The organism is Actinoallomurus iriomotensis, from assembly GCF_030269445.1.
Taxonomy (GTDB): Bacteria; Actinomycetota; Actinomycetes; order Streptosporangiales; family Streptosporangiaceae; genus Actinoallomurus; species Actinoallomurus iriomotensis.
The window spans coordinates 460,105-482,399 of the sequence record NZ_BSTJ01000009.1; the positions used below are offsets into that span (position 1 = coordinate 460,105).

General features: G+C 71.5%; 22 protein-coding genes. 13 read left to right on the forward strand and 9 right to left on the reverse strand.

Annotation, left to right across the window (positions count from 1 at the left end):
* The first annotated feature begins 43 nt into the window (after positions 1 to 43).
* On the forward strand, positions 44 to 964 hold the full coding sequence (gene bla / locus QSK37_RS34635) for a class A beta-lactamase (protein ID WP_285629539.1): 921 nt from the start codon (positions 44 to 46) through the stop codon (positions 962 to 964).
* Here the strand turns inward: bla and QSK37_RS34640 are convergent.
* Both QSK37_RS34640 and QSK37_RS34645 read right to left on the reverse strand, forming a co-directional pair.
* The gene (locus QSK37_RS34640) at positions 961 to 1,500 is read right to left on the reverse strand and encodes a CbrC family protein (protein ID WP_285629540.1); all 540 of its coding nucleotides are present in this window, start codon (positions 1,498 to 1,500) and stop codon (positions 961 to 963) included. The two genes, bla and QSK37_RS34640, sit on opposite strands and share 4 nt — an antisense overlap.
* Positions 1,501 to 1,529: 29 nt before the next feature.
* Entirely contained in the window at positions 1,530 to 2,201 is a 672-nt protein-coding gene (locus QSK37_RS34645; RefSeq protein ID WP_285629541.1) for a TetR family transcriptional regulator, read from the reverse strand.
* Between the two features lie 76 nt (positions 2,202 to 2,277).
* On the opposite strand from QSK37_RS34645, the gene QSK37_RS34650 reads away from it, so the two are divergent.
* Complete coding sequence (locus QSK37_RS34650) at positions 2,278 to 3,705, forward strand: MFS transporter (RefSeq protein WP_285629542.1); 1,428 nt, start codon at positions 2,278 to 2,280, stop codon at positions 3,703 to 3,705.
* A gap of 54 nt (positions 3,706 to 3,759) precedes the next feature.
* Here QSK37_RS34650 and QSK37_RS34655 read toward each other — a convergent pair whose 3' ends face one another.
* Positions 3,760 to 4,869 (reverse strand): S8 family peptidase, encoded by a 1,110-nt coding sequence (locus QSK37_RS34655; protein WP_285629543.1) that lies wholly within the window; start codon positions 4,867 to 4,869, stop codon positions 3,760 to 3,762.
* A gap of 140 nt (positions 4,870 to 5,009) precedes the next feature.
* On the opposite strand from QSK37_RS34655, the gene QSK37_RS34660 reads away from it, so the two are divergent.
* Positions 5,010 to 5,459 carry a sterol carrier family protein gene (locus tag QSK37_RS34660; protein WP_285629544.1) on the forward strand — a complete coding sequence of 150 codons (450 nt, stop codon included), beginning with the start codon at positions 5,010 to 5,012 and terminating at the stop codon, positions 5,457 to 5,459.
* A 5-nt stretch (positions 5,460 to 5,464) separates the two neighbouring features.
* Here the strand turns inward: QSK37_RS34660 and QSK37_RS34665 are convergent, their stop codons facing one another.
* Complete coding sequence (locus QSK37_RS34665) at positions 5,465 to 7,711, reverse strand: WD40 repeat domain-containing protein (RefSeq protein WP_285629545.1); 2,247 nt, start codon at positions 7,709 to 7,711, stop codon at positions 5,465 to 5,467.
* 240 nt (positions 7,712 to 7,951) lie between these two features.
* On the opposite strand from QSK37_RS34665, the gene QSK37_RS34670 reads away from it, so the two are divergent.
* From QSK37_RS34670 to QSK37_RS34690, 5 genes are all read left to right on the forward strand, one after another.
* Entirely contained in the window at positions 7,952 to 8,884 is a 933-nt protein-coding gene (locus tag QSK37_RS34670) for a 2-dehydropantoate 2-reductase (RefSeq protein WP_285629546.1), read from the forward strand.
* The gene (locus QSK37_RS34675; protein ID WP_285629547.1) at positions 8,881 to 9,960 is read left to right on the forward strand and encodes a mandelate racemase/muconate lactonizing enzyme family protein; all 1,080 of its coding nucleotides are present in this window, start codon (positions 8,881 to 8,883) and stop codon (positions 9,958 to 9,960) included. The genes QSK37_RS34670 and QSK37_RS34675 overlap by 4 nt, the downstream gene beginning before the upstream one ends.
* A gap of 68 nt (positions 9,961 to 10,028) precedes the next feature.
* On the forward strand, positions 10,029 to 11,387 hold the full coding sequence (locus QSK37_RS34680) for an MFS transporter (protein ID WP_285629548.1): 1,359 nt from the start codon (positions 10,029 to 10,031) through the stop codon (positions 11,385 to 11,387).
* A 31-nt stretch (positions 11,388 to 11,418) separates the two neighbouring features.
* Positions 11,419 to 12,267 (forward strand): fumarylacetoacetate hydrolase family protein, encoded by an 849-nt coding sequence (locus QSK37_RS34685; RefSeq protein WP_285629549.1) that lies wholly within the window; start codon positions 11,419 to 11,421, stop codon positions 12,265 to 12,267.
* Complete coding sequence (locus QSK37_RS34690; protein ID WP_285629550.1) at positions 12,264 to 13,046, forward strand: SDR family NAD(P)-dependent oxidoreductase; 783 nt, start codon at positions 12,264 to 12,266, stop codon at positions 13,044 to 13,046. The genes QSK37_RS34685 and QSK37_RS34690 overlap by 4 nt, the downstream gene beginning before the upstream one ends.
* A gap of 40 nt (positions 13,047 to 13,086) precedes the next feature.
* Here QSK37_RS34690 and QSK37_RS34695 read toward each other — a convergent pair whose 3' ends face one another.
* Positions 13,087 to 13,764, reverse strand: coding sequence for a GntR family transcriptional regulator (locus QSK37_RS34695; protein ID WP_285629551.1), 678 nt, complete (start codon positions 13,762 to 13,764; stop codon positions 13,087 to 13,089).
* Between the two features lie 37 nt (positions 13,765 to 13,801).
* A complete protein-coding gene (locus tag QSK37_RS34700) occupies positions 13,802 to 14,212 on the reverse strand; it encodes a hypothetical protein (RefSeq protein WP_285629552.1) in 411 nt (136 codons plus the stop codon).
* A 106-nt stretch (positions 14,213 to 14,318) separates the two neighbouring features.
* Here QSK37_RS34700 and purF point away from each other — a divergent pair, with 106 nt between their 5' ends.
* From purF to QSK37_RS34715, 3 genes are all read left to right on the forward strand, one after another.
* Positions 14,319 to 15,755 carry an amidophosphoribosyltransferase gene (purF, locus tag QSK37_RS34705; protein WP_285582270.1) on the forward strand — a complete coding sequence of 479 codons (1,437 nt, stop codon included), beginning with the start codon at positions 14,319 to 14,321 and terminating at the stop codon, positions 15,753 to 15,755.
* The gene (purM, locus tag QSK37_RS34710) at positions 15,752 to 16,783 is read left to right on the forward strand and encodes a phosphoribosylformylglycinamidine cyclo-ligase (RefSeq protein ID WP_285582271.1); all 1,032 of its coding nucleotides are present in this window, start codon (positions 15,752 to 15,754) and stop codon (positions 16,781 to 16,783) included. Before purF ends, purM begins: the two co-directional genes overlap by 4 nt.
* Positions 16,784 to 16,844: 61 nt before the next feature.
* A complete protein-coding gene (locus QSK37_RS34715) occupies positions 16,845 to 17,498 on the forward strand; it encodes a SanA/YdcF family protein (protein ID WP_285629553.1) in 654 nt (217 codons plus the stop codon).
* A gap of 36 nt (positions 17,499 to 17,534) precedes the next feature.
* On the opposite strand, the gene QSK37_RS34720 is transcribed toward QSK37_RS34715, so the two are convergent.
* The 3 genes from QSK37_RS34720 to QSK37_RS34730 form a co-directional block, all read right to left on the reverse strand.
* On the reverse strand, positions 17,535 to 19,001 hold the full coding sequence (locus tag QSK37_RS34720) for a SulP family inorganic anion transporter (RefSeq protein ID WP_285629554.1): 1,467 nt from the start codon (positions 18,999 to 19,001) through the stop codon (positions 17,535 to 17,537).
* 163 nt (positions 19,002 to 19,164) lie between these two features.
* Entirely contained in the window at positions 19,165 to 19,779 is a 615-nt protein-coding gene (locus tag QSK37_RS34725; protein WP_285629555.1) for a carbonic anhydrase, read from the reverse strand.
* A 133-nt stretch (positions 19,780 to 19,912) separates the two neighbouring features.
* Positions 19,913 to 20,278 carry a hypothetical protein gene (locus tag QSK37_RS34730; protein WP_285629556.1) on the reverse strand — a complete coding sequence of 122 codons (366 nt, stop codon included), beginning with the start codon at positions 20,276 to 20,278 and terminating at the stop codon, positions 19,913 to 19,915.
* Between the two features lie 219 nt (positions 20,279 to 20,497).
* Here QSK37_RS34730 and QSK37_RS34735 point away from each other — a divergent pair, with 219 nt between their 5' ends.
* The gene (locus QSK37_RS34735) at positions 20,498 to 21,556 is read left to right on the forward strand and encodes an alpha/beta hydrolase family protein (protein WP_285629557.1); all 1,059 of its coding nucleotides are present in this window, start codon (positions 20,498 to 20,500) and stop codon (positions 21,554 to 21,556) included.
* A gap of 128 nt (positions 21,557 to 21,684) precedes the next feature.
* Positions 21,685 to 22,257: a hypothetical protein gene (locus QSK37_RS34740; RefSeq protein WP_285629558.1), complete on the forward strand. Its 573-nt coding sequence runs from the start codon at positions 21,685 to 21,687 to the stop codon at positions 22,255 to 22,257.
* Positions 22,258 to 22,295 lie beyond the last annotated feature (38 nt).

Here is a 22,295-nt window from a genome sequence, read left to right on the forward strand (position 1 = left end):
CTCCACCGATTGTGTCCAATATTGGAATCGATTGAGCATTAATATGAGCACGCATATCGCAGCAGTTCAGAGCACCAATCGCCGCGCGCTTCTGGTGTCCGCGGCTCTCCTGCCGCTCGCGGGGTGCGGCGCGGATCGTCGCTCGACCGCCCGGCCGTCGTCCCCGTCGCCGGGTCGCGGCGCGCCGGACCTCTCGCGGTTCGCCGCGCTCGAACGCCGGCACGACGCCCGGCTGGGCGTGTACGCCCTGGCGACCGGCACGGGCGCCGTCGTGGCCTACCGGGCCGACGAGCGCTTCGCGTTCTGCTCCACCTTCAAGACGCTCGCCGCGGCGGCGGTCCTGCACCGCAACCCGCTCGTCCACCTGGACAAGCGCGTCACCTACACCAGGGCCGACGTCGACTCCATCTCGCCGATCACCCAGCACCACGTCGCGACCGGGATGACCATCAGGCAGCTGTGCGACGCCGCCATACGCCACAGCGACGGAACGGCCGGCAATCTGCTCGTGCGCGACCTCGGTGGCCCCGCACGGCTGACCGCCTACCTGCGGGAACTCGGCGACACCGTCAGCCGCATGGACGACTACGAGCCGAAGCTGAACCGGATCCCGCCTCACGACCCGCGCGACACCACCACGCCACGGGCGATCGCCGCCGACTACCGCGCACTCGTGCTCGGCGACGCGCTGACCGCCGACCGGCGCACCCTGATCAGTGACTGGCTCGAACGCAACACCACGGGCGCCACGCGCATCCGCGCCGGCCTCCCCAAGGGCTGGAAGGTGGCCGACAAGACCGGTACCGGCGACTACGGACGGGCCAACGACATCGCCATCGTCTGGCCGCCCCACAACGCCCCGCTCGTACTGGCCGTCATGTCCGACCGATCCGGGTACGGCGCCCCGCCCAGGGAGCCGCTGATCGCCGAGGCCACCAGGCAGGTCGTCGCGGCGCTCGCCTAGGTGAAGTCGGAGTACGCGAGGTGGGTGCCGCACGAGCGGCACTCGAAGAGGTACGCCGTCGGCTGGCCGGTGCGGTCGAGGGCCTTCAGATAGCCGTCGATCTGGTCGTCGGTCCAGCGGTGCGCGCCGAGCTCGGCCCGCAACGACGACAGCGCCGGCTCGTCTCCGCGCAGCTCACGCGCGCCCGCCGGGCCCAGGAACGCTGCGCCGTCGCCGCAGTGGAACAACCATCGCTCCTGCTGCCACCCGGAGAAACCCGGGGTGCGCCTGGCGATCGCGTCCACCACCGTGCCGTCGATCTCCGGGGGTCCGAGAACGTCACAGTAGGTGGCGTCGAACCGCTCGGCCGCGCTGCCGTCGGCGATGCACCAGGGGCAGAGCGCCGCCACCTCCTCCTCGCAGTACACCGGGCCGGTGTAGACGAGGCCGCGCCGCTGTGAGCAGTTGTCGCACGCCTGCTCCGACGCCTTGATCGAGCCCGTTCCCACCGGGTCCGGGTGGTAGACGAAGACCGGCAACTCCTCGAGCTCAGCCACCTTGATCACCTTAGTCGCGGGGCCTCCCGCTAACGCCTGGCGGCCAGGGCCTCGACGCCCGCCACGAACAGGTCGATGCCGAAGGCGAACTCCGCCTCCGGGTCGTCGATCTTGGTGAACGGGCCGGCCGCGGCGATCAGGCAGGGATAGCGCGACGGCGAAAGCGTCTCAATGCTGAGACGCTTGCGGCGGAGGTGTTCCGCGGCCTCCTCCTCCGTCTGCTGCGGCTTGAGGCCCGGGTCGCCGATGACCAGCGTCGTCACCGTGCGGAGCCCGTGCCGGCACAGCATCGCGCCCTCGGCCGGAGTGAAGCCCGCGTCGGCGAGGATCCTCAGCGCCGCCTCCATGATGTCGAAGCAGTGCTGTGCCGCCTCGGGCTGCGTCGTCACCATGAGCGACGCCGCGTACGGGTGCGCCCGCAGCACGTCGACCATCGAGTTCATCAGCGTCCGCAGCCGCGACGGCCACGGCGCGGACGGGTCGACCGTGGTGTCCACGAGCGACCACAGCCGGTCGGCGAGGCCGTCCAGCAGCTCTTCCTTGTTCTTGAAATGCCAGTACAGCGCCATCGGCGTAACGCCGAGGTGTTGGGCGAGGCGCCTGATCGTCAGGCCGTCGAGGCCCTCCGTGTCCGTCAGCGCCAGCGCCCCGTCGACGACCGTCTCCCGGCTCAGCCGAGCCCGTTCCTCTCCAGTGGCCACTTGACAACTATACGTCGTACAGGGTCTTATACGCAGTACATGTACAACGTATAAGAACAACGTAGAGGAGCGGGGAATGGCCCCGACGAGACGCTGGTGGACCCTGGTGGGGGTCGCGCTGGCAACGTTCATGACCTTCCTGGACAACAACGTCGTCAACGTCGCGTTGCCGTCGATCCAGCGTGACCTGCACCTGTCCATCTCCGGCCTGGAGTGGATCGTGAGCAGCTACATCCTCGTCTTCTCGGGGCTGATGCTGGTCGGCGGCCGGCTCGCCGACGTGTACGGGCGCCGGCGGCTCTTCGTCGGCGGGATCGCCGTCTTCACCGTCGCCTCGCTGATCGCCGGACTCGCGACCAGCCAGGAGATGCTCATCGTCGCCCGCGTGCTCCAGGGCCTCGGCGCCGCCGCCAGCATCCCCTCGACGCTCGCGATCATCTCGTCGACCTTCCCCGACCCGAAGGAGCGCAGCCGGGCGGTCGGCGTCTGGAGCGCGGTCAGCGCTCTCGCCCTCGCCCTCGGCCCGTTCACGGGCGGCTTCGTGAGCGACCGCTGGGACTGGGGCTGGATCTTCCTGATCAACGTGCCGGTCGGCGTCGTCACGGTCGCGATCATCGCGATCTCGATGCGGGAGTCGCGGGACGCCGTACGGCGCCGGCTCGACCTGCCCGGCCTGGTCACCTCGGCGGTCGCGCTGTTCTCCGTCACGTACGCGCTGATCGAGGGGCACAACCAGGGCTGGACCTCGGCGGTGATCCTCGGCGCGTTCGCCCTGGCCGCCGTCGCCGCGGTGGCGTTCGTCATCGTCGAGAGGCGCACCGCGGACCCGATGGTCGACCCCTCCCTCTTCGGCATCCGCACCTTCAGCGGCGGCACCGGCGCGATGATCCTCTGGGGCTTCGGCGTGATGGGCGTCTACTTCTTCACCGCGATGTACCTGCAGAACATCCTGGGCTTCTCCCCGACCGAGGCGGGCGCGGCGTTCATCCCGATGGCCCTGATGATGGCCGCGATCGCCCCGGTCGCCGGCGTGCTGGCACGGCGGATCGGCACGCACGTCACGGTGGCGCTCGGGCTGACGCTGAACACGGCCGGTCTGATCATGCTCTCGTTCGTCGGCGAGCACGGCCACTTCATGGACCTGATGCCCGCGTTCGTGGCGTTCGGCATCGGCTCCGGCTTCACGATGATGCCGCTCAACGACGCGATCATCGGTGTGCTGCCACCCGGCCGTGCCGGCGCCGCCTCCGCCGTCATGAACGCCTCGCGCGAGGTCTCCGGCCTGCTCGGCGTCACGATCGTCGGCGCGATCCTCACCTCACGCCAGGCGGCCGTACTGCGGGGCGGCGCGACGGCGGTCCACGCGTTCCTGTCCGGTTACCAGCTCGCGCTGCTCATCGCCGCCGCGATCGTCTTCGTCGGCGCTCCGCTCAGCCTCGCCACGCTGCGCGCCCGGCGCCGTACGCCGGTGGTCGTCGAGCCGGAGGCCGTGCCGGTCGCCTGACACGGCAGCGAGAAGGGCCGGTCGCGGGGGCGACCGGCCCTTCTGGTGTCCAGGTCAGAGCGAACTCTTGTTCAGCAGCCGGTTGTGCGTGCCGGACTTGTTCTTCTTGATCACGCCGTTGACGGCGTGCGCGGTGATCCACTTCTGGATCGTGCCGAACGACGCCTGCCCGTACGCCGACTTGTACAGCGCCGCGACGCCCGCCACGAACGGGGACGCCATCGACGTGCCGCTCAGGTACTCGGTGCCGCCCTGGTAGGTCGACTTGATGTTCACGCCGGGCGCGTACACGTCCACGCAGGCGCCGTAGTCGCTGAACGACGCGCGGGTGTCGCTGGAGGAGCTGGCCGCCGCGGCCTCGACGCTCCCGGCGCTGGCCGGTGAGCCCTTGCAGGCGTCGGCGCCGTCGTTGCCCGCCGCCACCGCGACGAACACGCCGGACTTGGACAGCGCGGTGACCGCGTCGTTCAGCGCCGTCGACTTCGAGCCGCCCAGCGAGAGGTTGGCGACCGACTTGGCCGCGTGGTTCTTCCGCACCCAGTCGACGCCCGCGATGACGTCGGAGGTGCTGCCCGAGCCGTCGCAGTCGAGCACCTGCACCGCGTGCAGCCGTACGTTCTTGGCCACCCCGTACGACGTGGACCCGATGATCCCGGCCACGTGCGTGCCGTGGCCGTTGCAGTCCTCGTTGCCGTACACGGTGTCCGCCCGGCCGCCGAACTGGCTCAGCGTCGTCTCGATGCCCGTGTCGATCACGTACGCGTCCACGTTCGAGGCGGTGTGCTTGTACGTGTAGGTGTGCGACAGCGGCAGCTTCGCCTCGTCGATCCGGTCCAGGCCCCACGTCGGGCTCGTCTGCGTCGTGGAGGTCTTCATGACCTGGTCCTGCTCGATCGCGGCGACGCCGGGGTCGCGCCGGAGCCGGTCCAGCTGAGCCGCCGAGAGCTTCGCGGCGAAGCCCTTGCCGAACCGATGGACCGTCGGGAAGGCGATCGCGCGCGAGACCTCGCTCGTGTCCTTCATCGTGACGATGTACTGGCCCCGGATGCCGTTGTCGGCGGCCATGGCGACCGCCACCCGCGGTGCGACCACCGCGCCGGACAGCGGCACGGACACGCATGCGACGGCGGTGAGGCCGAGGAGGAAACGGCGGGGGACCCGCATGGGGGCTCCTTGCATCGGGGGGCTCGTGACCGCGACCAGGCACGGCAATCCCGAAAATCTCCCATAAACACCCTGATCACAGCAACAACATCTGATCACTGACCGCGGGCGCCCGCTGACCGGGTACCGTCGGTCCCGCCATGGCCCGACTGAGACCGGAGCGGCTGCGTGCCGCCCTCGACGAGCAGCTCATCGCCCTCGGCCGCGCCGACGAGGCGCCACCGCCCGACGCTCGTCTGGAGGACGCCCTGGTCGCGGCCGTCCTCGCCGCGTACGACGCCGGAGAGGAACCCGTACGCACCGCCCTGCGGGTCACCGCCCGGGTCCTGCTCGAGCGGCTGGCGACCGACTTCCCCGGCCGTTCGGTCGAGGTGCGCGTGCCGCCGTACGCCGCCGTGCAGTGCGTCGAGGGCCCCCGGCACACCCGCGGCACGCCGCCCAACGTCATCGAGACCGACGCCAAGACCTGGATCATGCTCGCCACGGGCCGTACGACCTGGGACGAGGCCCGCGACCGGATCAGCGCCAGCGGCGAACGCGCCGACCTGTCGGCCCGTCTTCCCGTACGGCCGTACGGGGCTCAGCCCTGAGCGAGTCAGACGTCCCAGATCCGCGCGGTACGGTCGACGCCGCCGGAGGCGAGATGGCGCCCGTCGGGTGACCACGCGACCGGCATGGTCCGGAATGTGAGTGAGCGGGTCGCGATGTGGCCGGCGAGCGTGCGGGTCACGTCACCGGTCGCCGGGTCCCAGAGGTTGATGATCTGGTGAGTGTGGCCCGTGGCGAAGCGATCGCCGGCCGGTGACCACGCGACGGAGGCAAGCTTCCGGACGCGAACGGAGAACTTCGGTCTTGGTGCGGCCGTGTCCCAGACGAGGAGGCGGGCGCCCCCATTGCTGACCCCGGCGATCCGCTGCCCGTCGGGCGACCACGCGACCGAGCCGATGGGGGTGTCATTCTTGTCCGCGGAGAAGCTCCCGACCTCCTCGCCGGTGACCGGGTCCCAGATGAGCACCTCTTCGTGGGAGCAGGTGGTGGCGAGCCGCCGGCCGTCGGGCGACCAGGCGACGGACCTGCCCCCGAAGGGATGGCTGAGCAGCGAGTGGCGCAGCTCGCCGGTGGCGGCGTCCCAGATTCCCAGGCGTCCTCCCCGAGCGCAGGCGGCGATCCAGCGACCGTCCGGCGACCATGCCACGTTTCCGCGCGTGCCGGAGGGTTCGAGCGTGGTCCGGAGGTCGCCCGTGGCGGGGTCCCAGATGTGCACCGCGTCTCCGGAGGTGGCGAGCCGCCGCCCGTCCGGCGACCACGACACCGCCTTCACCACGGCTCCCGGAACCATGAGGGTGGCGCGCAGGCCGCCGTCCGCGGTGTCCCACACGAACCCGACGTCCGCGGCGGCGGCGAGGAACCGCCCGTCCGGTGACCAGGCCACGCCGTTGACCCAGCCCGGATGCGGGCTGAGGACACGCTGCGCGGCGTCCGTCGGCCTCTGTACGGGCGGATTGATCACGGGTACGGACGCCGGGTCCGGCTCCGGCTCGACGGCCGCGGGCCGCTCCGGGATCGGCTGGGGTTCCGGCTCGTCACCGGAGGGCAGCCGCCACGGCCGCGCGCGGTCGAGCAGGTCCAGCAGCCGGCGGTCACCGTGGACGCGCTCGACGGCCTCCCGGAGCTTGGCGAGATGTTTGTGGTGCATCCGTCCGGTGGCGAACGCCGCCTCGACCAACTCCCGAAGCGATGTCTCCGGGGCGGCGTCCGTGCCCGCGAGCAGCGTCACCGCCAGCCGCAGGTCCTCCTCGGCCACGGCGTGCTGTCCACGGGCGTGCCGCCGCAACGCCTGGTGGAGCAGGTGGTACGCGGGATCGGCGACCAGCGGCAGCGGGATGAGCCCGTTGATCGGCCAGTCCGTCCCGACCACTCCCGCGGCGGCGATCGCCTGGTCGAGCCGCTCGTCGTACCCCGGCACGCGGGCCAGATGGTGACAGTCGACCATGGCCACCGCGCACAGCGTCGACACCCGCGCGGCCAGTTCGTGATTGAGGTCCGCCAGTTCGTCGTCGGTGCTCGGCGGGACCAGGGTGAACGCCTGGCGCGGCGCCGACCGGTTGAGCTCGTCGACGAGTTCGCCGCTCCAGTGCTCGGCGCGGGGAAACCGCAACGGCGCCATCGGCCGCATGGGCAGCACCGGGGGATCGTCGAACCCGAGGTGGCAGCCGCCCACCCGGATGTCGAGGCGCTCTCGGTCGGAGAGCAGTTCGACGATGACCGTGGGCACCTGGGCCAGGTCGTTCGCGTACAGGCCGGCATGGGGCCACTGGAACGGCCGGTCGGCGATCCGCACCTGGAGGATCTCGTGGTACCGGCCGAGGTCGGAGGACACGCGGTTGACCAGCCGGTCGCCCCATCGTGTCGCGTCGGCGCCCTCGCGCGGCGGGACGATCAGTACGAGCGGGCGTACCGGGTCCAGCGCCAGAGCCCCGGCCAGCACGCCGGGACCACCCATGATCGGATACGCGGACAGCTCGTCCTCGTACCGTTTCAGCTCCTTCAGCTCGCTCAGTCTCGTGGCGGCGCCCGACGCGTACGCCGCGGTCCCGGAGCCCGAGGGGAGGACTCCCAGCTCGCCCAGCCGCTGCCGGCGACTCTGCTGCCAGGTGTGCAGCAACTGCCCGGCCTGGACGAGGACGAGCGCCCCCTGGATGGCGCCGGCCGCCGTCCGGTGACGGTTCTCGGATCGGCGGGCCGCCTGTGCGTCGGCGATCTCTAATCTCTTGGTCTGGTTCTCCACGATGACGGAGAAGGCCTCGCCGATGAGTTCGATGAACGGCGCGATCGGCACCATACGCAGCCCCCACTTGCCCCGTAGGTCGCGACGCCCCGGGACAGGCGCCGGGGGCGTTTTTCCAGGCTAGCCACGAACGGCGAAAACCCACCCGGACAACTGGATAACGATCCGCCCCCTCAGCGCGCGCCGGGGAACCGGGGTCCCGGTGGCGCGGATCGGAGGCTTGCGCCTCCGCATTTCCTATAGCATCATCCCTCCCAGTCAGGATTTTCTATATGAACTGCTGAGGATGTTGCGATGAACGCGCCGGTGGCGGTCGTGGGTCCCGGTTCGGTCGGGCTGGCCCTCGCGGCACGGCTCGCCCTGCACGGCCATCCGGTGACCCTGTGCGGGCGCTCGAACTCGCCCGTGGTCCCGGCGATCGAGCTGACCGAGCAGAGCACACGCCGCTCCGTCGACGTCGGGTGGGGAGGTGAGCCACACGACGTCGGGCCGGTCCCGTGGGTCGTGGTGACGACGAAGCTGCACCAGACCGGGTCGGCGGGCGTATGGCTGGAGCGCCTGGTCGACCGGGACACCCTGGTCGTCGCCGCGCAGAACGGCGTGGACCATCGCGAGCGGCTCGCGCCCTGGGTTCCCGCCCATCGGGTCGCACCCGCACTCGTCTATTTCAATGCCGAGCGCCGCGGCCGTGGCCAGGTGGAGGTCCGCCACAGCGGGCCGGACCTGGCGGTCGACGACGACGACCCGGGCCGGCGGGCCCGGCTGCTGCTCGGCCCGGCCGGGCTCCAGGTGGAGATCGCAACGGACTTCACCACGGCGGCGTGGCGCAAGCTGATGGTCAACGCCGTGGCGAACCCGGTGACCGCACTCACGTGCCGACGGGTCGATGTCTTCCGGGAGCCGGCGGTCAGGGCGCTGACGCGCACGATGCTGAGCGAGGTGGCCGCGGTCGGCCGGGCCGAGGGCGCCTCCCTTCCGGACGGGGCCGTGGACGACGTCCTGGCGTGGCTCGACGCGCGCCCCACCGGCGCCGGCTCGTCGATGCTCGACGATCGCCTCGCCGGACGTCCTCTGGAGTACGACGGCCTGCTCGGCGCCGTCGTACGGCGCGCCGGGCAGCACGGCCTCGGCGTGCCGGCGTGCGAGGCCGCGCTCGCGCTCGTCTCCGCCCTGGACGTCACGACATTCACAGGTTCTTCGATCAGGGAGTCACAGTGCCGGCAGTGATCAAGGCATCGGCCTACCTCGTGGACATCGAGGTGGAGACCGTCCGGACGGACGCGTCCCAGGCCTTCCTCAAGCAGGAGACGCTCTTCGTCGAGCTCACGACGGATGACGGACTGACCGGGACGGGCTACTCCTACACGATCGGCACCGGCGGACGCGCGGTGCTCGCGATGCTGCGAGATCACCTGCTGCCCGCACTCGTCGGCCGGGACTCCCGCGAGATCGAGGGAGCCTGGCGGGCGATGTACGACAGCACGCGCGCCACGATGGTCGGTCCGCTGACCGCACTCGGCCTCGCCGCAGCGGATCTCGCGCTGTGGGACCTGCGCTGCCTGCGGGCGGGGGAACCGCTGTGGCGCGTCGCCGGAGGCCACCAGTCCGCGGTCCCGATGTACGACACCGAGCGCGGCTGGCTCCAGCTCAGCGAGGACGACCTGGTCGCGGGCGCACTGGAGGCCCGCGAGCAGGGCTTCTCCGGGGTGAAGATCAAGGTCGGCAAGCCGACCGCCGGCGAGGACGCGGCCAGAGTCCGCGCCGTCCGTGAGGCCGTCGGGGCCGACATGGAGATCATGGTCGACGCGAACCAGGCCTTCACCCCGGCGGAGGCCGTGCGTCGCGCCGCTCGGCTGGAGCCGTACGACGTGGCCTGGTTCGAGGAGCCGCTGCCCGCCGATGACGTCGCGGGGCACGAGCGTCTCGCCGCGTCGACCGCCATCCCGGTGGCCGTCGGCGAGTCGATCTACTCCTTGGCGCACTTCCGTGAGTACCTGCAGCGAGGCGCCGCGGGGATCGTTCAGCCCGACGTCTCCAGAATCGGCGGCATCACCCCATGGTTGAAGGTCGCGCACCTCGCGGAGGCATTCGGCGCCCCGGTCTGCCCGCACTTCCTGATGGAGATCCACACCAGTCTCGTGGCGGCCGTGCCCAACGGCCGCTATGTCGAGTACATCCCGCAGCTCCGCGCGGTCACCACGCGACAGCCGCGTATCAGCGACGGGCACGCGTTCGCCCCGGAGGAGCCAGGCCTCGGCATCTCCTGGGACCGTGACCGCATCGACGACCGGCGAGTCGCCTGAGGCCGGCGAGCCACCGGTACCACCACCCGTCTCCAACCCCAGCCCCGCCTCGACGACAGGGGACACCGATGTCGACCTCGCCCGTCACCAGATCTCACAGCTCGCCGCCCACGGACCGCCGACGCGTCCTGCTGGCCTCACTCGTGGGCTCCGCCCTGGAGTGGTACGACTTCTACCTCTACGGGACGGCCGCCGCCCTGGTCTTCAACAAGGTCATCTTCCCGTCGTTCGACCCGACCGCCGCGACGCTCGCGTCGTTCGGCACCCTGGCCGTCGGCTACTTCGTCCGCCCGATCGGGGGCCTCATCTTCGGCCGGCTCGGTGACCTCGTCGGCCGGAAGAAGGTTCTCGTCATCACGCTCCTGGTGATGGGCGCCTCGACGGTGGCCATGGCGCTGGTGCCGACCTACGAGCAGGCCGGCGTTCTCGCCCCGATCCTGCTGGTCGTCCTGCGGGCGGTCCAAGGTCTGGGCGCGGGCGCGGAATACGGTGGTGCGGCGATCCTGGCGGCCGAGTTCTCCGAGCCGAGGCGGCGCGGGCTCTTCGGGGCGGCCCCGAGTACCGGCGTCTACATCGGCATCCTGCTCGCCTCCGGCGCCTTCTCCGCGGTGACCCAGCTCCCGTCCGAGCAGTTCTTGTCGTGGGGCTGGCGTATCCCCTTCGCCGCCAGCATCGTCGTGATCGGGGTGGCGCTGTTCATCCGGCTGCGGCTCGCCGAGAGCCCGGCGTTCGTCGAGGCGCAGAAGCACAGCCGAGAGGCCGAGGTCTCACCCGTACGCGACGTTCTCCGCTCGGAATGGAAGTCGGGTCTCGTCGTCATCGGCCTGCAGACGTCCCAGAACGTCGTCGCGTACATCAACCTCACCTTCCTCGCCGCCTACCTGACCGGCACCCTCAAGCTGCCGAGCTCGGTCGGACCGGTGGCGACCACCGTCGGTACGGCCGTCACGATCGTCACCCTTCTGGTCTTCGGCCGGCTTTCCGACCGGATCGGCCGCAAACCCGTCGCGCTGATCGGGATCGCGTTCTCGGCGGCCTTCGTCTACCCGTACTTCTGGGTCGTCGACAACGTCCGGACCCCCCTGGCCATCACCCTGGTCGTGGTGGTGAGCATGGGCGTCGGCGTGGGCTGCATGTTCGCCCCGCAGGCCGCCTACTACAGCGAGCTGTTCACGGCCCGTTCCCGCTTCACCGGCCTCGCGCTCAACCGGGAGGTCGCCGGCGCCCTGACCGGCGGGCTGACACCGCTCATCGCGGTCGCCCTCGTCGCCGCGGCCGGTGACAGTTCGTGGGGCGTGGCGCTGTTCGTGATCGCCGCGTGCGCGGTGGGCGCCCTCGCGGTGGGGCTGGGACCCGAGACCCGAGGCCGCGATCTCACCGCCACGACGGTCACCGAGCTCCGGTCCTCCACGGGGACCTACCGATGACCACGGCTCCACGGCAAGAGAGGAAGCACGCATGCGCATCGCCAGAGTAGGCGGCCCCGGCCGGGAGGTCCCGGTCCTGCTGGACGGGGACCGCATCCTGGACCTGCGCGGGGTGACGGCCGATGTGACCCCCGAGTTCCTGGAACACGTCCTGCCCACTGTCACCCGGTCCGACCTGCCAGAGCTCCAGGGAGCCGGCGAACTCCGCTTCGGTCCACCGATCACCCGGCCGACCGCGGTCATCTGCGTCGGCATGAATTACGCGAAGCATGCCGCGGAGTCCGGCGCCGAACCGCCCACCGAACCGGTGGTGTTCCTGAAGCACCCGAACACCGTCGTCGGCCCCGACGATCCCGTACCCATCCCGCGCGGGAGCACGATGACCGACTGGGAGGTCGAGCTCGGGGTGGTGATCGGCCGGCGCGCCCTCTATCTGGACTCCCCCGCCGACTCACCGCGCCACATCGCGGGTTACGTGCTGGCCAACGACGTGTCCGAGCGCGAACTCCAGTTGCGGACCTCCGGCGGGCAGTGGTCCAAGGGCAAGTGCGCACCCTCCTTCACCCCGCTCGGGCCGTGGCTCGTCACGCCTGACGAGCTCGACCCGGGCGCGGTGCGGCTGCGCAGCCACGTGAACGGCGGCGCGCGGCAGGACTCTCGCACGTCGGACCTGATCTTCTCCGTCGCCGATGTCGTCCACCGGCTGAGCCAGTTCATGGCCCTCGAGGCGGGTGACCTGATCCTCACCGGTACGCCCGAGGGCGTCGCCCTGTCAGGACGCTTTCCCTACCTGCGCCCCGGGGACGTCGTCGAGTTGGAGGGCGAAGGTCTCGGCGCGCAGCGCCAGGAGATGGTGTCGGCCGAAGGGACGACCGTATGAGCACCGGAGCGGGCGAACCTCGGGCGGAGTTCGACGGGTTGGTCGCGGCCGTGACCGGCGGAGCCTCCGGCATCGGCCTCGCCACGGCTCACGAGCTGAGCGCGCGCGGAGCCCGCGTGGCGGTGCTCGACCTGGCCGAGACGCACGGGCCCTTCCTCGGGATCCGGTGCGACGTGACCGACGATGACTCGGTTCGTACGGCGGTCGCGGCCGTGGTCGACCGGCTCGGCGCTCTGGACGTCCTGGTCAACAACGCCGGCATCGGAGCACAGGGCACGGTCGAGGACAACGGATCGGCCGAGTGGCACCGCGTGCTCGACGTCAACGTCGTCGGGCCGGCCCGAGTCTCGGCGGCTGCTCTGCCCGCCTTGCGCCGGGCCGCCACGACGGGCTCCGGCCATGCCGCCATCGTCAACATGTGCTCGATCGCCGCCACCGCCGGGCTACCCCAGCGCGCCCTGTACTCGGCGAGCAAGGGGGCCGTCCTCGCGCTGACACGGGCGATGGCGGCCGACCACATCCGCGAAGGAATCCGGGTCACCTGCGTGAACCCGGGCACGGTCGACACGCCGTGGGTCGGTCGCCTGCTCGCGACCGCCGAGGACCCGGACGTCGAGCGGGCGGCCCTCGCATCGCGCCAGCCGACGGGACGGCTGGTCAGCGCCGCCGAGGTCGCCCACGCGGTCGCCTATCTGGCGAGTCCGAGATCCGGCGCGACCACCGGCACCGATCTCGCCGTCGACGGCGGGATGCACGGGCTGCGCCCGCGGCCCGCCTGATGCGCGGGCATGTGTCAGGTACCCGTCCGTTCCCTGCTTCTCAGCGGTCCGCGCCTCGGCGCTGAGCCGCCGGGCGGTGTCGCACCCGGCTGGACCTCAGGTGCTCGGCCATCGCCTCGGCGGCCTTCTCCGGGTTGCGGCGCGTCACGGCGTGCAGGATCCGCTCGTGCTCGGCGATGGTCGTGTCAGCGGCGCCCGGCGCGCTGTTGAGCCGGAACATGTGCAGGTGCGCATGCAGCCGGCTCACCGCCTCGGCCATCAGCGGCCGGCCCGCCGCCTCGGCGAGCGCGTCGTGAAACTCCTGGTCGAGCACTGCGAAGCGCTGGTAGACGGTGTACTGCTGCCCGGTGTCGGGGTGCTCGCGCATCTCGTCGACGATCGCCTGGAGCCGCCGCAGATCCTCGTCGCGTGCGTGCTCGGCCGCGAGAGCGGCGGCTCGTGGCTCCAACAGCAGGCGCATCTCGAACAGGTCGGTGAAGGCGTCGGAGTCGAGCAGATCGGTGGCGCGGTAGCCGGCGTTCGGGCGCTTGACGACCAGACCGTCGGACTCGAGCCGGGCGAGCGCCTCGCGGACCGGGGTCGGTGAGACCTCGAGATCACGAGCGAGCCCGTCGATGCTGACCCGGGCCCCGGGCGCGATCTCGTGGTCCATGACCATCGCCTTGACGGCCTCGTAGACGCGATCGGCCAGCACCTCGTGCCGCTGCCCGTCCACCACAACCACAGATTGTAGAGGCCCCGCCCGGCCTCCCCGGTCACGGCCTCGTGCCGTCGGCAGGCCCGACGCCGGCGCGCTGGCGCTGGCCGGGCACCGGGGTCTCGGTGGCGCGGAAGAACGGCACGCGGTGTTCCAGGCAGTGATCGCGGTCGGCCTTGGTCGGGTAGCGCGACCGGTCGCTGCAGGGCGCGACGCGGCTGAAGAACCAGACGCCCGCGGCGATCGCGATCAGCAGGGCCAGCGACGACAGCACCAGCCCGGTCACCGCCATTCCGCGGCCGTTGTCGCGTACCACGGCGATGATCCCGACGATGATGCCCGCGACGGCCACGACCACCCCGAAACCGCACAGCACCAACGTGACGAGCGCGGCGATCCCGAGGACGAGCGCCGCGGCGCCGATACCCCGGTGTTGCCGGGGCGGGTATCCCACCGGTCGATAGGCCATGGACAGCTCCCTCCGGCTCTCCATGGTGGAGGATCCGGAGCCCGCGGGGGCTGCGGCGCGCCGGGCCGTGAACAGGGAGACCAGGTCACCACCTACACTGGTCAGCGTGTCGAACGGAGACGGACGACTGACCCACGACCTCGACCCCCTCGATCACAGCCCTCAGGACGCATGCGGTGTCTTCGGCGTCTGGGCGCCCGGAGAGGAGGTCAGCAAACTTACCTACTTCGGGCTCTACGCCCTCCAGCACCGTGGCCAGGAGTCGGCCGGGATCGCCGTGAGCGACGGTGCGCGCATCGTCGTGTTCAAGGACATGGGCCTGGTCGCGCAGGTCTTCGAGGAGCCGGTCCTCAACACGCTGCGCGGCCACATCGCGGTCGGCCACTGCCGCTACTCCACGACCGGATCCAGCGTCTGGGAGAACGCCCAGCCGACGTTCCGGTCCACCGACGACGGCAGCCTGGCCCTCGGCCACAACGGCAACCTCATCAACACCCCTGAGCTCGCCTCCCGCCTGCGTGACGGCGAGCTCGGCGCCACCACCGACACCGAGGTGCTCACCGCCCTCCTCGGCAGCGGTTCGGGCGGCGTCGAACGCGCCGCGCTCGACGTCCTGCCGCTCGTACGCGGCGCGTACTCCCTGGTCTTCATGGACGAGCGCACGCTGTACGCCGCGCGCGATCCGCAGGGCATCCGCCCGCTGGTGCTCGGCCGGCTGGAGCACGGATGGGTGGTCGCCTCCGAGACCGCCGCGCTCGACATCGTCGGCGCCACGATGGTCCGCGAGGTCGAGCCCGGCGAGCTGCTGACGATCGACGAGGCCGGGGTGCGCTCCACCCGGTTCGCCGAGGCCCAGCCCAAGGGCTGCCTGTTCGAGTACGTCTACGTCGCCCGGCCCGACACCTCGATCGCCGGTCGCAGCGTGCAGGCCACCCGGGTCGACGTCGGCCGCCGCCTGGCCCGCGAGCACCCGGTCGAGGCCGACCTGGTCATCCCGACGCCCGAGTCCGGCACGCCCGCCGCGATCGGGTACGCCGAGGAGTCCGGCATCCCGTACGGCCAGGGCTTCGTGAAGAACTCCTACGTCGGGCGCACGTTCATCCAGCCGTCGCAGACGATCCGCCAGCTCGGCATCCGCCTCAAGCTCAACCCGCTGCGCGAGGCGATCGCGGGCAAGCGGCTGATCGTCGTGGACGACTCGATCGTGCGCGGCAACACCCAGCGGGCCATCGTCCGGATGCTCCGTGAGGCCGGTGCCAAGGAGGTGCACGTCCGCATCTCCAGCCCGCCGGTGTCCTGGCCGTGCTTCTACGGCATCGACTTCGCCACGCGCGCCGAGCTGATCGCGGGCAACCTCTCCGTCGAGGAGATCCGCGCCTCCCTCGGCGCCGACACCCTCGGCTACATCTCCCTCGACGAGCTGATCGCCGCGACCCGGCAGCCGCGCGACCGCCTCTGCCGGGCCTGCTTCGACGGCATCTACCCGATCGACGTCGCCGAAGACGCCCGTGGCAAGCACCTGCTCGAAGAGGCCCGCAAGTGAGTGAAACGTCTTACGAAGCGGCGGGCGTCGACATCGCCGCCGGTGACCGCGCCGTCGATCTGATGAAGGCGCACCTGGCGAAGGCGCGCCGGGCCGAGGTGGTGCACGACGCCAGCGGCTTCGCGGGCCTGTTCGACGCCTCCGCGCTGAAGAAGTACGACCGGCCGCTGCTCGCCACCTCCACCGACGGCGTCGGCACCAAGGTCGACCTGGCCCGGCGCCTCGGCGTGTACGACACGATCGGGCACGATCTGGTCGGCATGGTCGTGGACGATCTCGTCGTCTGCGGCGCCGAGCCGCTGTTCATGACCGACTACATCGCCTGCGGCAAGGTGGTGCCCGAGCGGATCGCCGCGATCGTCGCGGGCGTCGCGGAGGGCTGCGCCCTGGCCGGCTGCGCGCTGGTCGGCGGCGAGACCGCCGAGCACCCCGGCCTGCTCGAACCCGACGAGTTCGACCTCGCGGGGGCGGGCACCGGGGTCGTGGAGGCCGGCCGCGTGCTCGGCCCCGAGCGCGTCGTCCCCGGTGACGTCGTCCTGGGCCTCGCCTCCTCGGGCATCCACTCCAACGGCTACTCCCTCGTGCGCCACATCCTGCGCACGACGGATCTCACGCTGGAGACGGTCCTGCCCGAGCTGGGCCGGAGCCTGGGCGAGGAGCTCCTCACCCCGACCCGGATCTACGCCAAGGACTGCCTGGCGCTCGCCGAGGCCGCCGAGGTGCACGCGTACGCCCACATCACCGGCGGTGGCCTCGCGGCGAACCTCGCCCGCTCGCTGCCGTCCACCTGCGACGCCGTCCTCGAACGATCCTCGTGGACCCCGCCGCCGATCTTCGCGGCGCTGGAGTCGTACGGGCGGGTGCCGCGCGAGGAGATGGACAAGACCTTCAACCAGGGGGTCGGCATGGCGGCGGTCGTCGCCGCTCCGGCCGCCGACGCGGCGCTGCGGCTGCTGGCCGAACACGGGCTGCCGGCCTGGGTCCTCGGTGAGGTCGTGCCCGGATCCGGCACGGTAAGCATCGCCTGACCTGGGAACTCCCGCCCCGTCGGCGGCGTCGTACACGGTTGTGGGGCGGATCGCGCGTGGCGTGTGGCGGTGCAGGGCGCCGCTGGCGGTGCTGTGCGCGCTCGGCGTCTACGCCTTACTGCTGCCGCTCGGCTGGATGTACGTCGCCTCGGCGCGCTACCGGCTGGGCGCCGCCCAGGCGCCGCCCACGGCCGTCGGCATCGTCTTCGGCGCCGGTGCCCCGCAGGGCCGTCCCTCGCCGATGCTGGCCGGGCGCCTCGAACTCGCCGCCGCGCTCTACCACGGCGGCAAGGTGCAGGTGCTGCTCGTCACCGGCGACAACAGCCGTTCGCACTACAACGAGCCGCTGGTGATGCGCGACTACCTGATCGACCGGGGCGTGCCGCGCGGCCGCATCGTGCTCGACTACGCCGGTTTCGACACCTGGGACTCCTGCGTGCGGGCCAGGAAGATCTTCGGCGTCGACCGGGCGATCCTGATCACGCAGCGGTTCCACCTGCCGCGCGCCCTCACGCTGTGCCGGTCGGTCGGCATCGACGCGATCGGGGTCGGCGACGACAGCCGCCCGTACGCCCCGGTCGCCACCGTGATCTCTTATCTGCGCGAGCTGCCCGCCGGGCTCAAGGCCGCGCTGTTCCTGGCGATCCGGCCGGACCCGCACTTCCTCGGCCCGAAGGAGCCCGGCGTCGAACAGGCCCTGCACACGCCACGGTAGGCGGCCGCCCGGGCCCGTGCCCGGGCGGCCGCGTCGTCACACGGGCTCGGAGACCCGTACGGGCGTGTCGTCCCGGCGGCGGTGCTGGGCGGCCCAGGAGAGCAGGGCCGTACGGCACGCGTGGTCCAGGTGGCGCAGCCCGGAAAGATCCAGTTCGACCGGACGGCCGTGCGGAATCGCCTCCAGGGTGTCCAGCACCCGCGGCAGGCGCAGGAACGTCGCGTTGCCGGTGAGCCTGATCTCGATCGGTCCCTCGTCGTGTTCGCGCACGTCGACGTGGATGTCGGAGACGTCCCACGCGGTCTTCGACACCGCGAGCAGGATGCCGATCAGCACGCCCTCGAACAGGTTCGTGCACACGATCGCCAGCGTCGTGCCGATCAGCACGATCGCCTCGCCGCGCTCGGTACGCCAGAGCCGGCCGACCTCGCGCGGTGACAGGAGCTTCCAGCCGGCGTGCACGAGGACCGCTGCCAGCGCGGTGACCGGGATGACGCCGAGCGCCGCCGGGGCCGCCACGGTGAAGAGCAGCAGCCACCCGCCGTGCAGCACGCGGGACAGCTTCGTCCGGGCCCCCGCCTGGACGTTGGTCGCGCTGCGGACGATCACCGCGGTCATCGGCAGCGCGCCGAGCATCCCGCAGACCGTGTTCCCGGCGCCCTGCGCCATCAGCTCCTGGTCGTACCGGGTTCGCGGGCCGTCGTGCATCCGGTCGACCGCGGCGGCGCTGAACAGGCTCTCCGCCGAGGCGATCAACGTGAACGCGATGATCGTGCCGAGTACGCCGACGTCGGCGAGCCGGCCGAGCTGATCCAGCGCGGGCGGCCGGATCGACTCCAGCAGGCCGTGTACCTGGATGCGTTTCACGGGCAGGTCGAGCAGCGCGGTGGCCAGCGTCGCGAGCGCGACCGCGGCGAGCGCCGCCGGGACCGTCCGCAGCCACGCCGGGACGAACCGCCAGCAGACCAGCACCAGGAGCGTGCCCACCCCGACGCCGCCGGCCGCGAGGGCCGACGTGTCGCGCGCCGAGTCGGCGACCAGCGCGGGCAGCGCCGTGATGTTGGCCAGCGCGGCGCCGGGCGACCGGCCGTCGAACAGCGTGTGCGCCTGCCCGAACACGAGCGCGAGGCCGATGCCGGCGAGCATGCCCTGGACCACCGAGACGGAGATCGCGCGGAACCAGCGCCCCAGCCTGAGCGCGCCCATGGCCAGCTGGAGCAGGCCGGTGGCGAGCACGATCAACCCGAGTACCGGTAGCCCGTGCTCCCTTACGGCCTCGTACACGAGCACGGTCAGGCCGGCCGCCGGGCCGCTGACCTGCAGGCTGCTGCCGGGAAGCGCGCCGGCCACGAGGCCGCCGACGATGCCGGTGACCAGGCCGAGCTCCGGCGGGACGCCGGACGCCACGGCCACGCCGATGCACAGCGGCAGGGCGACCAGGAAGACGACCACGGAAGCGAGGACGTCGCGGGCCGGAATGTCACGTGCAGGGAAGAGTTCCATCTTTCACCCTGGGTGTCGAGGATGGGACTGACAGTGGCGGGAGGTGGCCAGGCGGGGGTACGGCGGAGTGTGAGTGCGCAGCCTGACATGGCCACGGCGCCCTACCGTGGCCTGCCGTTGGTGAGAGCGGCCTGGTTACCGCGAGCCGGTTACCGTGGTTCGGTTACAGCGGCCGGAAGGTTCCGTCCTGCGGGTCCAGCACGCTGACCGTGCCGGTGTCCACGGCGTAGAACCATCCGTGCAGCTTCAGGCCGCCGTGCTCCAGCCGCTTGGCGACGGCCGGGTGACGCCGCAGGCGGTCGAGCTGGACCTGGACGTGCCGCTGCACCGCCGAGGTGAGCGCGTTGCCGTCGAGGAAGTCCGACGCCTTGCGCGTCTCGTCGTGCGGCTCGGTGTCGGCGAGCCACCGGTGGACGGCGGGCAGCGCGCTCGGCGCTCCCGGGTAGAGGATCGCGTTCACGGCCCCGCAGTGGGAGTGGCCGCAGACGATGATGTTCTCCACCCCGAGCACCTCGAGGGCGAACTCGATCGTCGCCGTCTCGCCGGACCCGCGCCCCTCCTCGTACTCGGGCACGATGTTGCCCGCCGTACGCAGTTCGAAGAGGTCTCCGGGCGACCCGCCGGTGATCAGCGCGGGCACGACCCGTGAGTCGGAGCACGTGATGAACAGAGCGTGCGGGTGCTGACCGTCCGCGAGAGGGCGGAGGTCCTGGGCGCGCTCGGCGAACGTGCGGGCATTGTCGATCAGCGACTGCATGGCGCAGCCCTTTCTGTGCATCCGTAGGGTCTGGTACGAAAAGACGCGTCATCGCGCCGCTCGTGGACGGACGTAGCCGGTCGATAAGCGGACAAATCCGCCTTATTTTACGTTGGCCGAGATGACGGTCAACGACCGGCCTGCCTACGGGTGCTCAGCAGCGGAAGATCTGGAGGGCCTCGGGCGTACGGGCGCCGAGGCGTGGCGGTGGGCCGCCCTCCATGACCGCGGGCGGCACGGCGTCGGGCATCGCGAGGGTCGCGGCCCTCACCGGCACCGGCGCGGCGGTCTGCGCGGACGGCGGAAGCGCGAGCAGCCGGGGCCGCCCGGGCGTGCCGTGATCGGCGACCTGGTGACCGAGGTCGAGATCGTCGCGCACCTGAGGGCCGCGCTTTTCGGCGAGCTCGGCGGAAATCTTGCCCTGTGCGACGGTCGGCGTCGCGTCGATCGCCTCGGGACCCCCGGTGAAGGCGAGCGCGACCAGCAGTATCGCCGCGACCCAGCCCAGCCGTGCCCTCACCGCGCGCTCCCCCTGACTCGCGTCCTTACCGAGTTCGACTCCGATAAGCCTAACCTAAGACATTCGGTGAAGGGGAGAGGCAATTTCCCGGCCACTGGGGCATATATGCGGCTAAGTAGGACTATTCCGGTGGATATTCGACGAGTATTTTTGGCCAGATCGCCGTACGGACGCGCCCGATCCGGACGCCCGTGATCAAGACTCGGGCAGGGGGACCTCATGTCGGCCGTCGCTCCCACCGCCGGACGGCTCCTGGCCTCGCGTCTGCGCGTCGCACCGCCGCGCCCGGTGATGGTACGCCTGCTCGGCGCGGACGCGGAGCGCGTGACGCTGGAGAGCACTCCGGAGACGTGTCACCGCGGTCGCTTCGGCCTCTCATGGCCCGGCGGCGACGCGATCGTGGGAGATGTCGTCGCCGAGGACGGCCGGACGGTCACCCGGCGGCTGATCACGTCCATGGCCCGGCCGCCGCGCGACGGCGTCGTACGGTGGAACAAGTTCGTCCACCGAGGCGACCCGTACACCGCGCACGGCCTGCCCTTCGACGAGGTGGTCATCGACGGCCCGCTGGGCCCGCTGCCGGCGTGGTACCTGCCGGGACGGCGTTCCACCTGGGTACTGGCGGTGCACGGCAACCGGGCGACCCGCGAAGAGGCGCTGCGGGTGCTGCCGGCCCTGAGCGGAGCCGGGTTCCCCGTGCTGGTGCCGGCCTACCGCAACGACCCGGAGGCGCCCCGGAGCCCGGACGGCATGTACCACCTCGGCGACACCGAGTGGGCGGACCTGGACGCGGCGGTGCGGTACGCCCTGCGCTCGGGCGCCGGTGACGTCGTCCTGTACGGCTGGTCCATGGGCGGCGGCATCGTCGAGACGTTCCTCGACCGTTCGGCCCACGCCGGGTGCGTACGCGCGGCGGTGCTCGACGCGCCCCTGCTGAACGCCGGGGCGGTCACTGACGCGCAGCTGCGCCGCCTGCACCTGCCGCAGTGGGCCGGCGGCGCCGTCAAACGCCTGGTGACCGACCACGCCGGAATCGACCTGACCCGGCTGGACCACCAGAACCGCCCGGACCGCAGGCCCGTCCCGACGCTGCTGTTCCACGGTGACGCCGACGTCCACATCCCGGTCGCCTGCAGTGACGCCTTCGCCCGGCGGCACGGAGAGCTCGTCGGCTACGTACGAGTGCCCGACTGCGCGCACACCCTGGCTTGGAACGCCGACCCGCGGGCGTACGAGAAGGCTCTCATCGCATTCCTCGTCCACGGCCGGACGTGCTGAGAATCCCTCGCACGGTGGAGCCGCCCCCCTCGGCCAGGTGAGGCGCACGGCCGCAACCGGCTGCGATCTTCGGATCCGAACACCCGGGGTGCGTCCCCGGGCCACGGATCCAGGGAAGGCAGGGGCCGATGACCGCGGGCGCGATCCTGACGAGGCTGCACGGCCGGACGGCGAGAGGCGTGCCCCGGTGGGCCGTGCCGGCCGCGTACGCCACCACGCTGACCACGCTGCCCTCATGCGTCTGGCGGATCGCCGCCGTGAACCTCCACGCGCCCCTGCTCGAGCGGACCTCGGCGCCGCCGAGAGGTCACGGCCCGGTGCTGTTCACCGGCCTGTGGTACGTGGTGGCGCTCAGCGTGGTCAGCGAACTTCTCGCGTACCTGACCGTCGGACTGGTCAGCGAGTGGGGTGAGGTGGTGCCGCGATGGATCCCCGGGCTGGGCGGGCGGCGGGTGCCGGTGCTCGCCGCGGTCGTGCCCGCTGGGCTCGGTGCGACGGTGCTCACGGTGCTCTTCCCGTACGCGCTGATCATGCTGAGCCTCGGCCGGATGATCGACGGAACGAAGGGCACGGGTGTGATCGTCCACGGCTGGCAGGCCGTCGCGTTCGCCGTGACGTACGCGCCGCTGGCGGCCTGGGGGCCGCTGCTCGGCATCGTCACCGTGCACTACCACCGGCGACGCCGCGCTCAAGGCGTCTGATCACACGTGAAGCGTTCCCGCCGGGGCGGCGGGAACGC

Excerpts from the sequence above, each read along its gene's own strand:
- QSK37_RS34740 (WP_285629558.1), top strand. The coding sequence starts at position 21,685 with ATGACCGCGGGCGCGATCCTGACGAGGCTGCACGGCCGGACGGCGAGA.
- QSK37_RS34660 (WP_285629544.1), top strand. The coding sequence starts at position 5,010 with ATGGCCCGACTGAGACCGGAGCGGCTGCGTGCCGCCCTCGACGAGCAG.
- QSK37_RS34670 (WP_285629546.1), top strand. The coding sequence starts at position 7,952 with ATGAACGCGCCGGTGGCGGTCGTGGGTCCCGGTTCGGTCGGGCTGGCC.
- QSK37_RS34655 (WP_285629543.1), bottom strand. The coding sequence starts at position 4,869 with ATGCGGGTCCCCCGCCGTTTCCTCCTCGGCCTCACCGCCGTCGCATGC.
- QSK37_RS34680 (WP_285629548.1), top strand. The coding sequence starts at position 10,029 with ATGTCGACCTCGCCCGTCACCAGATCTCACAGCTCGCCGCCCACGGAC.
- QSK37_RS34665 (WP_285629545.1), bottom strand. The coding sequence starts at position 7,711 with ATGGTGCCGATCGCGCCGTTCATCGAACTCATCGGCGAGGCCTTCTCC.
- QSK37_RS34720 (WP_285629554.1), bottom strand. The coding sequence starts at position 19,001 with ATGGAACTCTTCCCTGCACGTGACATTCCGGCCCGCGACGTCCTCGCT.
- bla (WP_285629539.1), top strand. The coding sequence starts at position 44 with ATGAGCACGCATATCGCAGCAGTTCAGAGCACCAATCGCCGCGCGCTT.
- QSK37_RS34725 (WP_285629555.1), bottom strand. The coding sequence starts at position 19,779 with ATGCACAGAAAGGGCTGCGCCATGCAGTCGCTGATCGACAATGCCCGC.
- QSK37_RS34685 (WP_285629549.1), top strand. The coding sequence starts at position 11,419 with ATGCGCATCGCCAGAGTAGGCGGCCCCGGCCGGGAGGTCCCGGTCCTG.
- QSK37_RS34700 (WP_285629552.1), bottom strand. The coding sequence starts at position 14,212 with ATGGCCTATCGACCGGTGGGATACCCGCCCCGGCAACACCGGGGTATC.
- QSK37_RS34735 (WP_285629557.1), top strand. The coding sequence starts at position 20,498 with ATGTCGGCCGTCGCTCCCACCGCCGGACGGCTCCTGGCCTCGCGTCTG.
- QSK37_RS34650 (WP_285629542.1), top strand. The coding sequence starts at position 2,278 with ATGGCCCCGACGAGACGCTGGTGGACCCTGGTGGGGGTCGCGCTGGCA.
- QSK37_RS34690 (WP_285629550.1), top strand. The coding sequence starts at position 12,264 with ATGAGCACCGGAGCGGGCGAACCTCGGGCGGAGTTCGACGGGTTGGTC.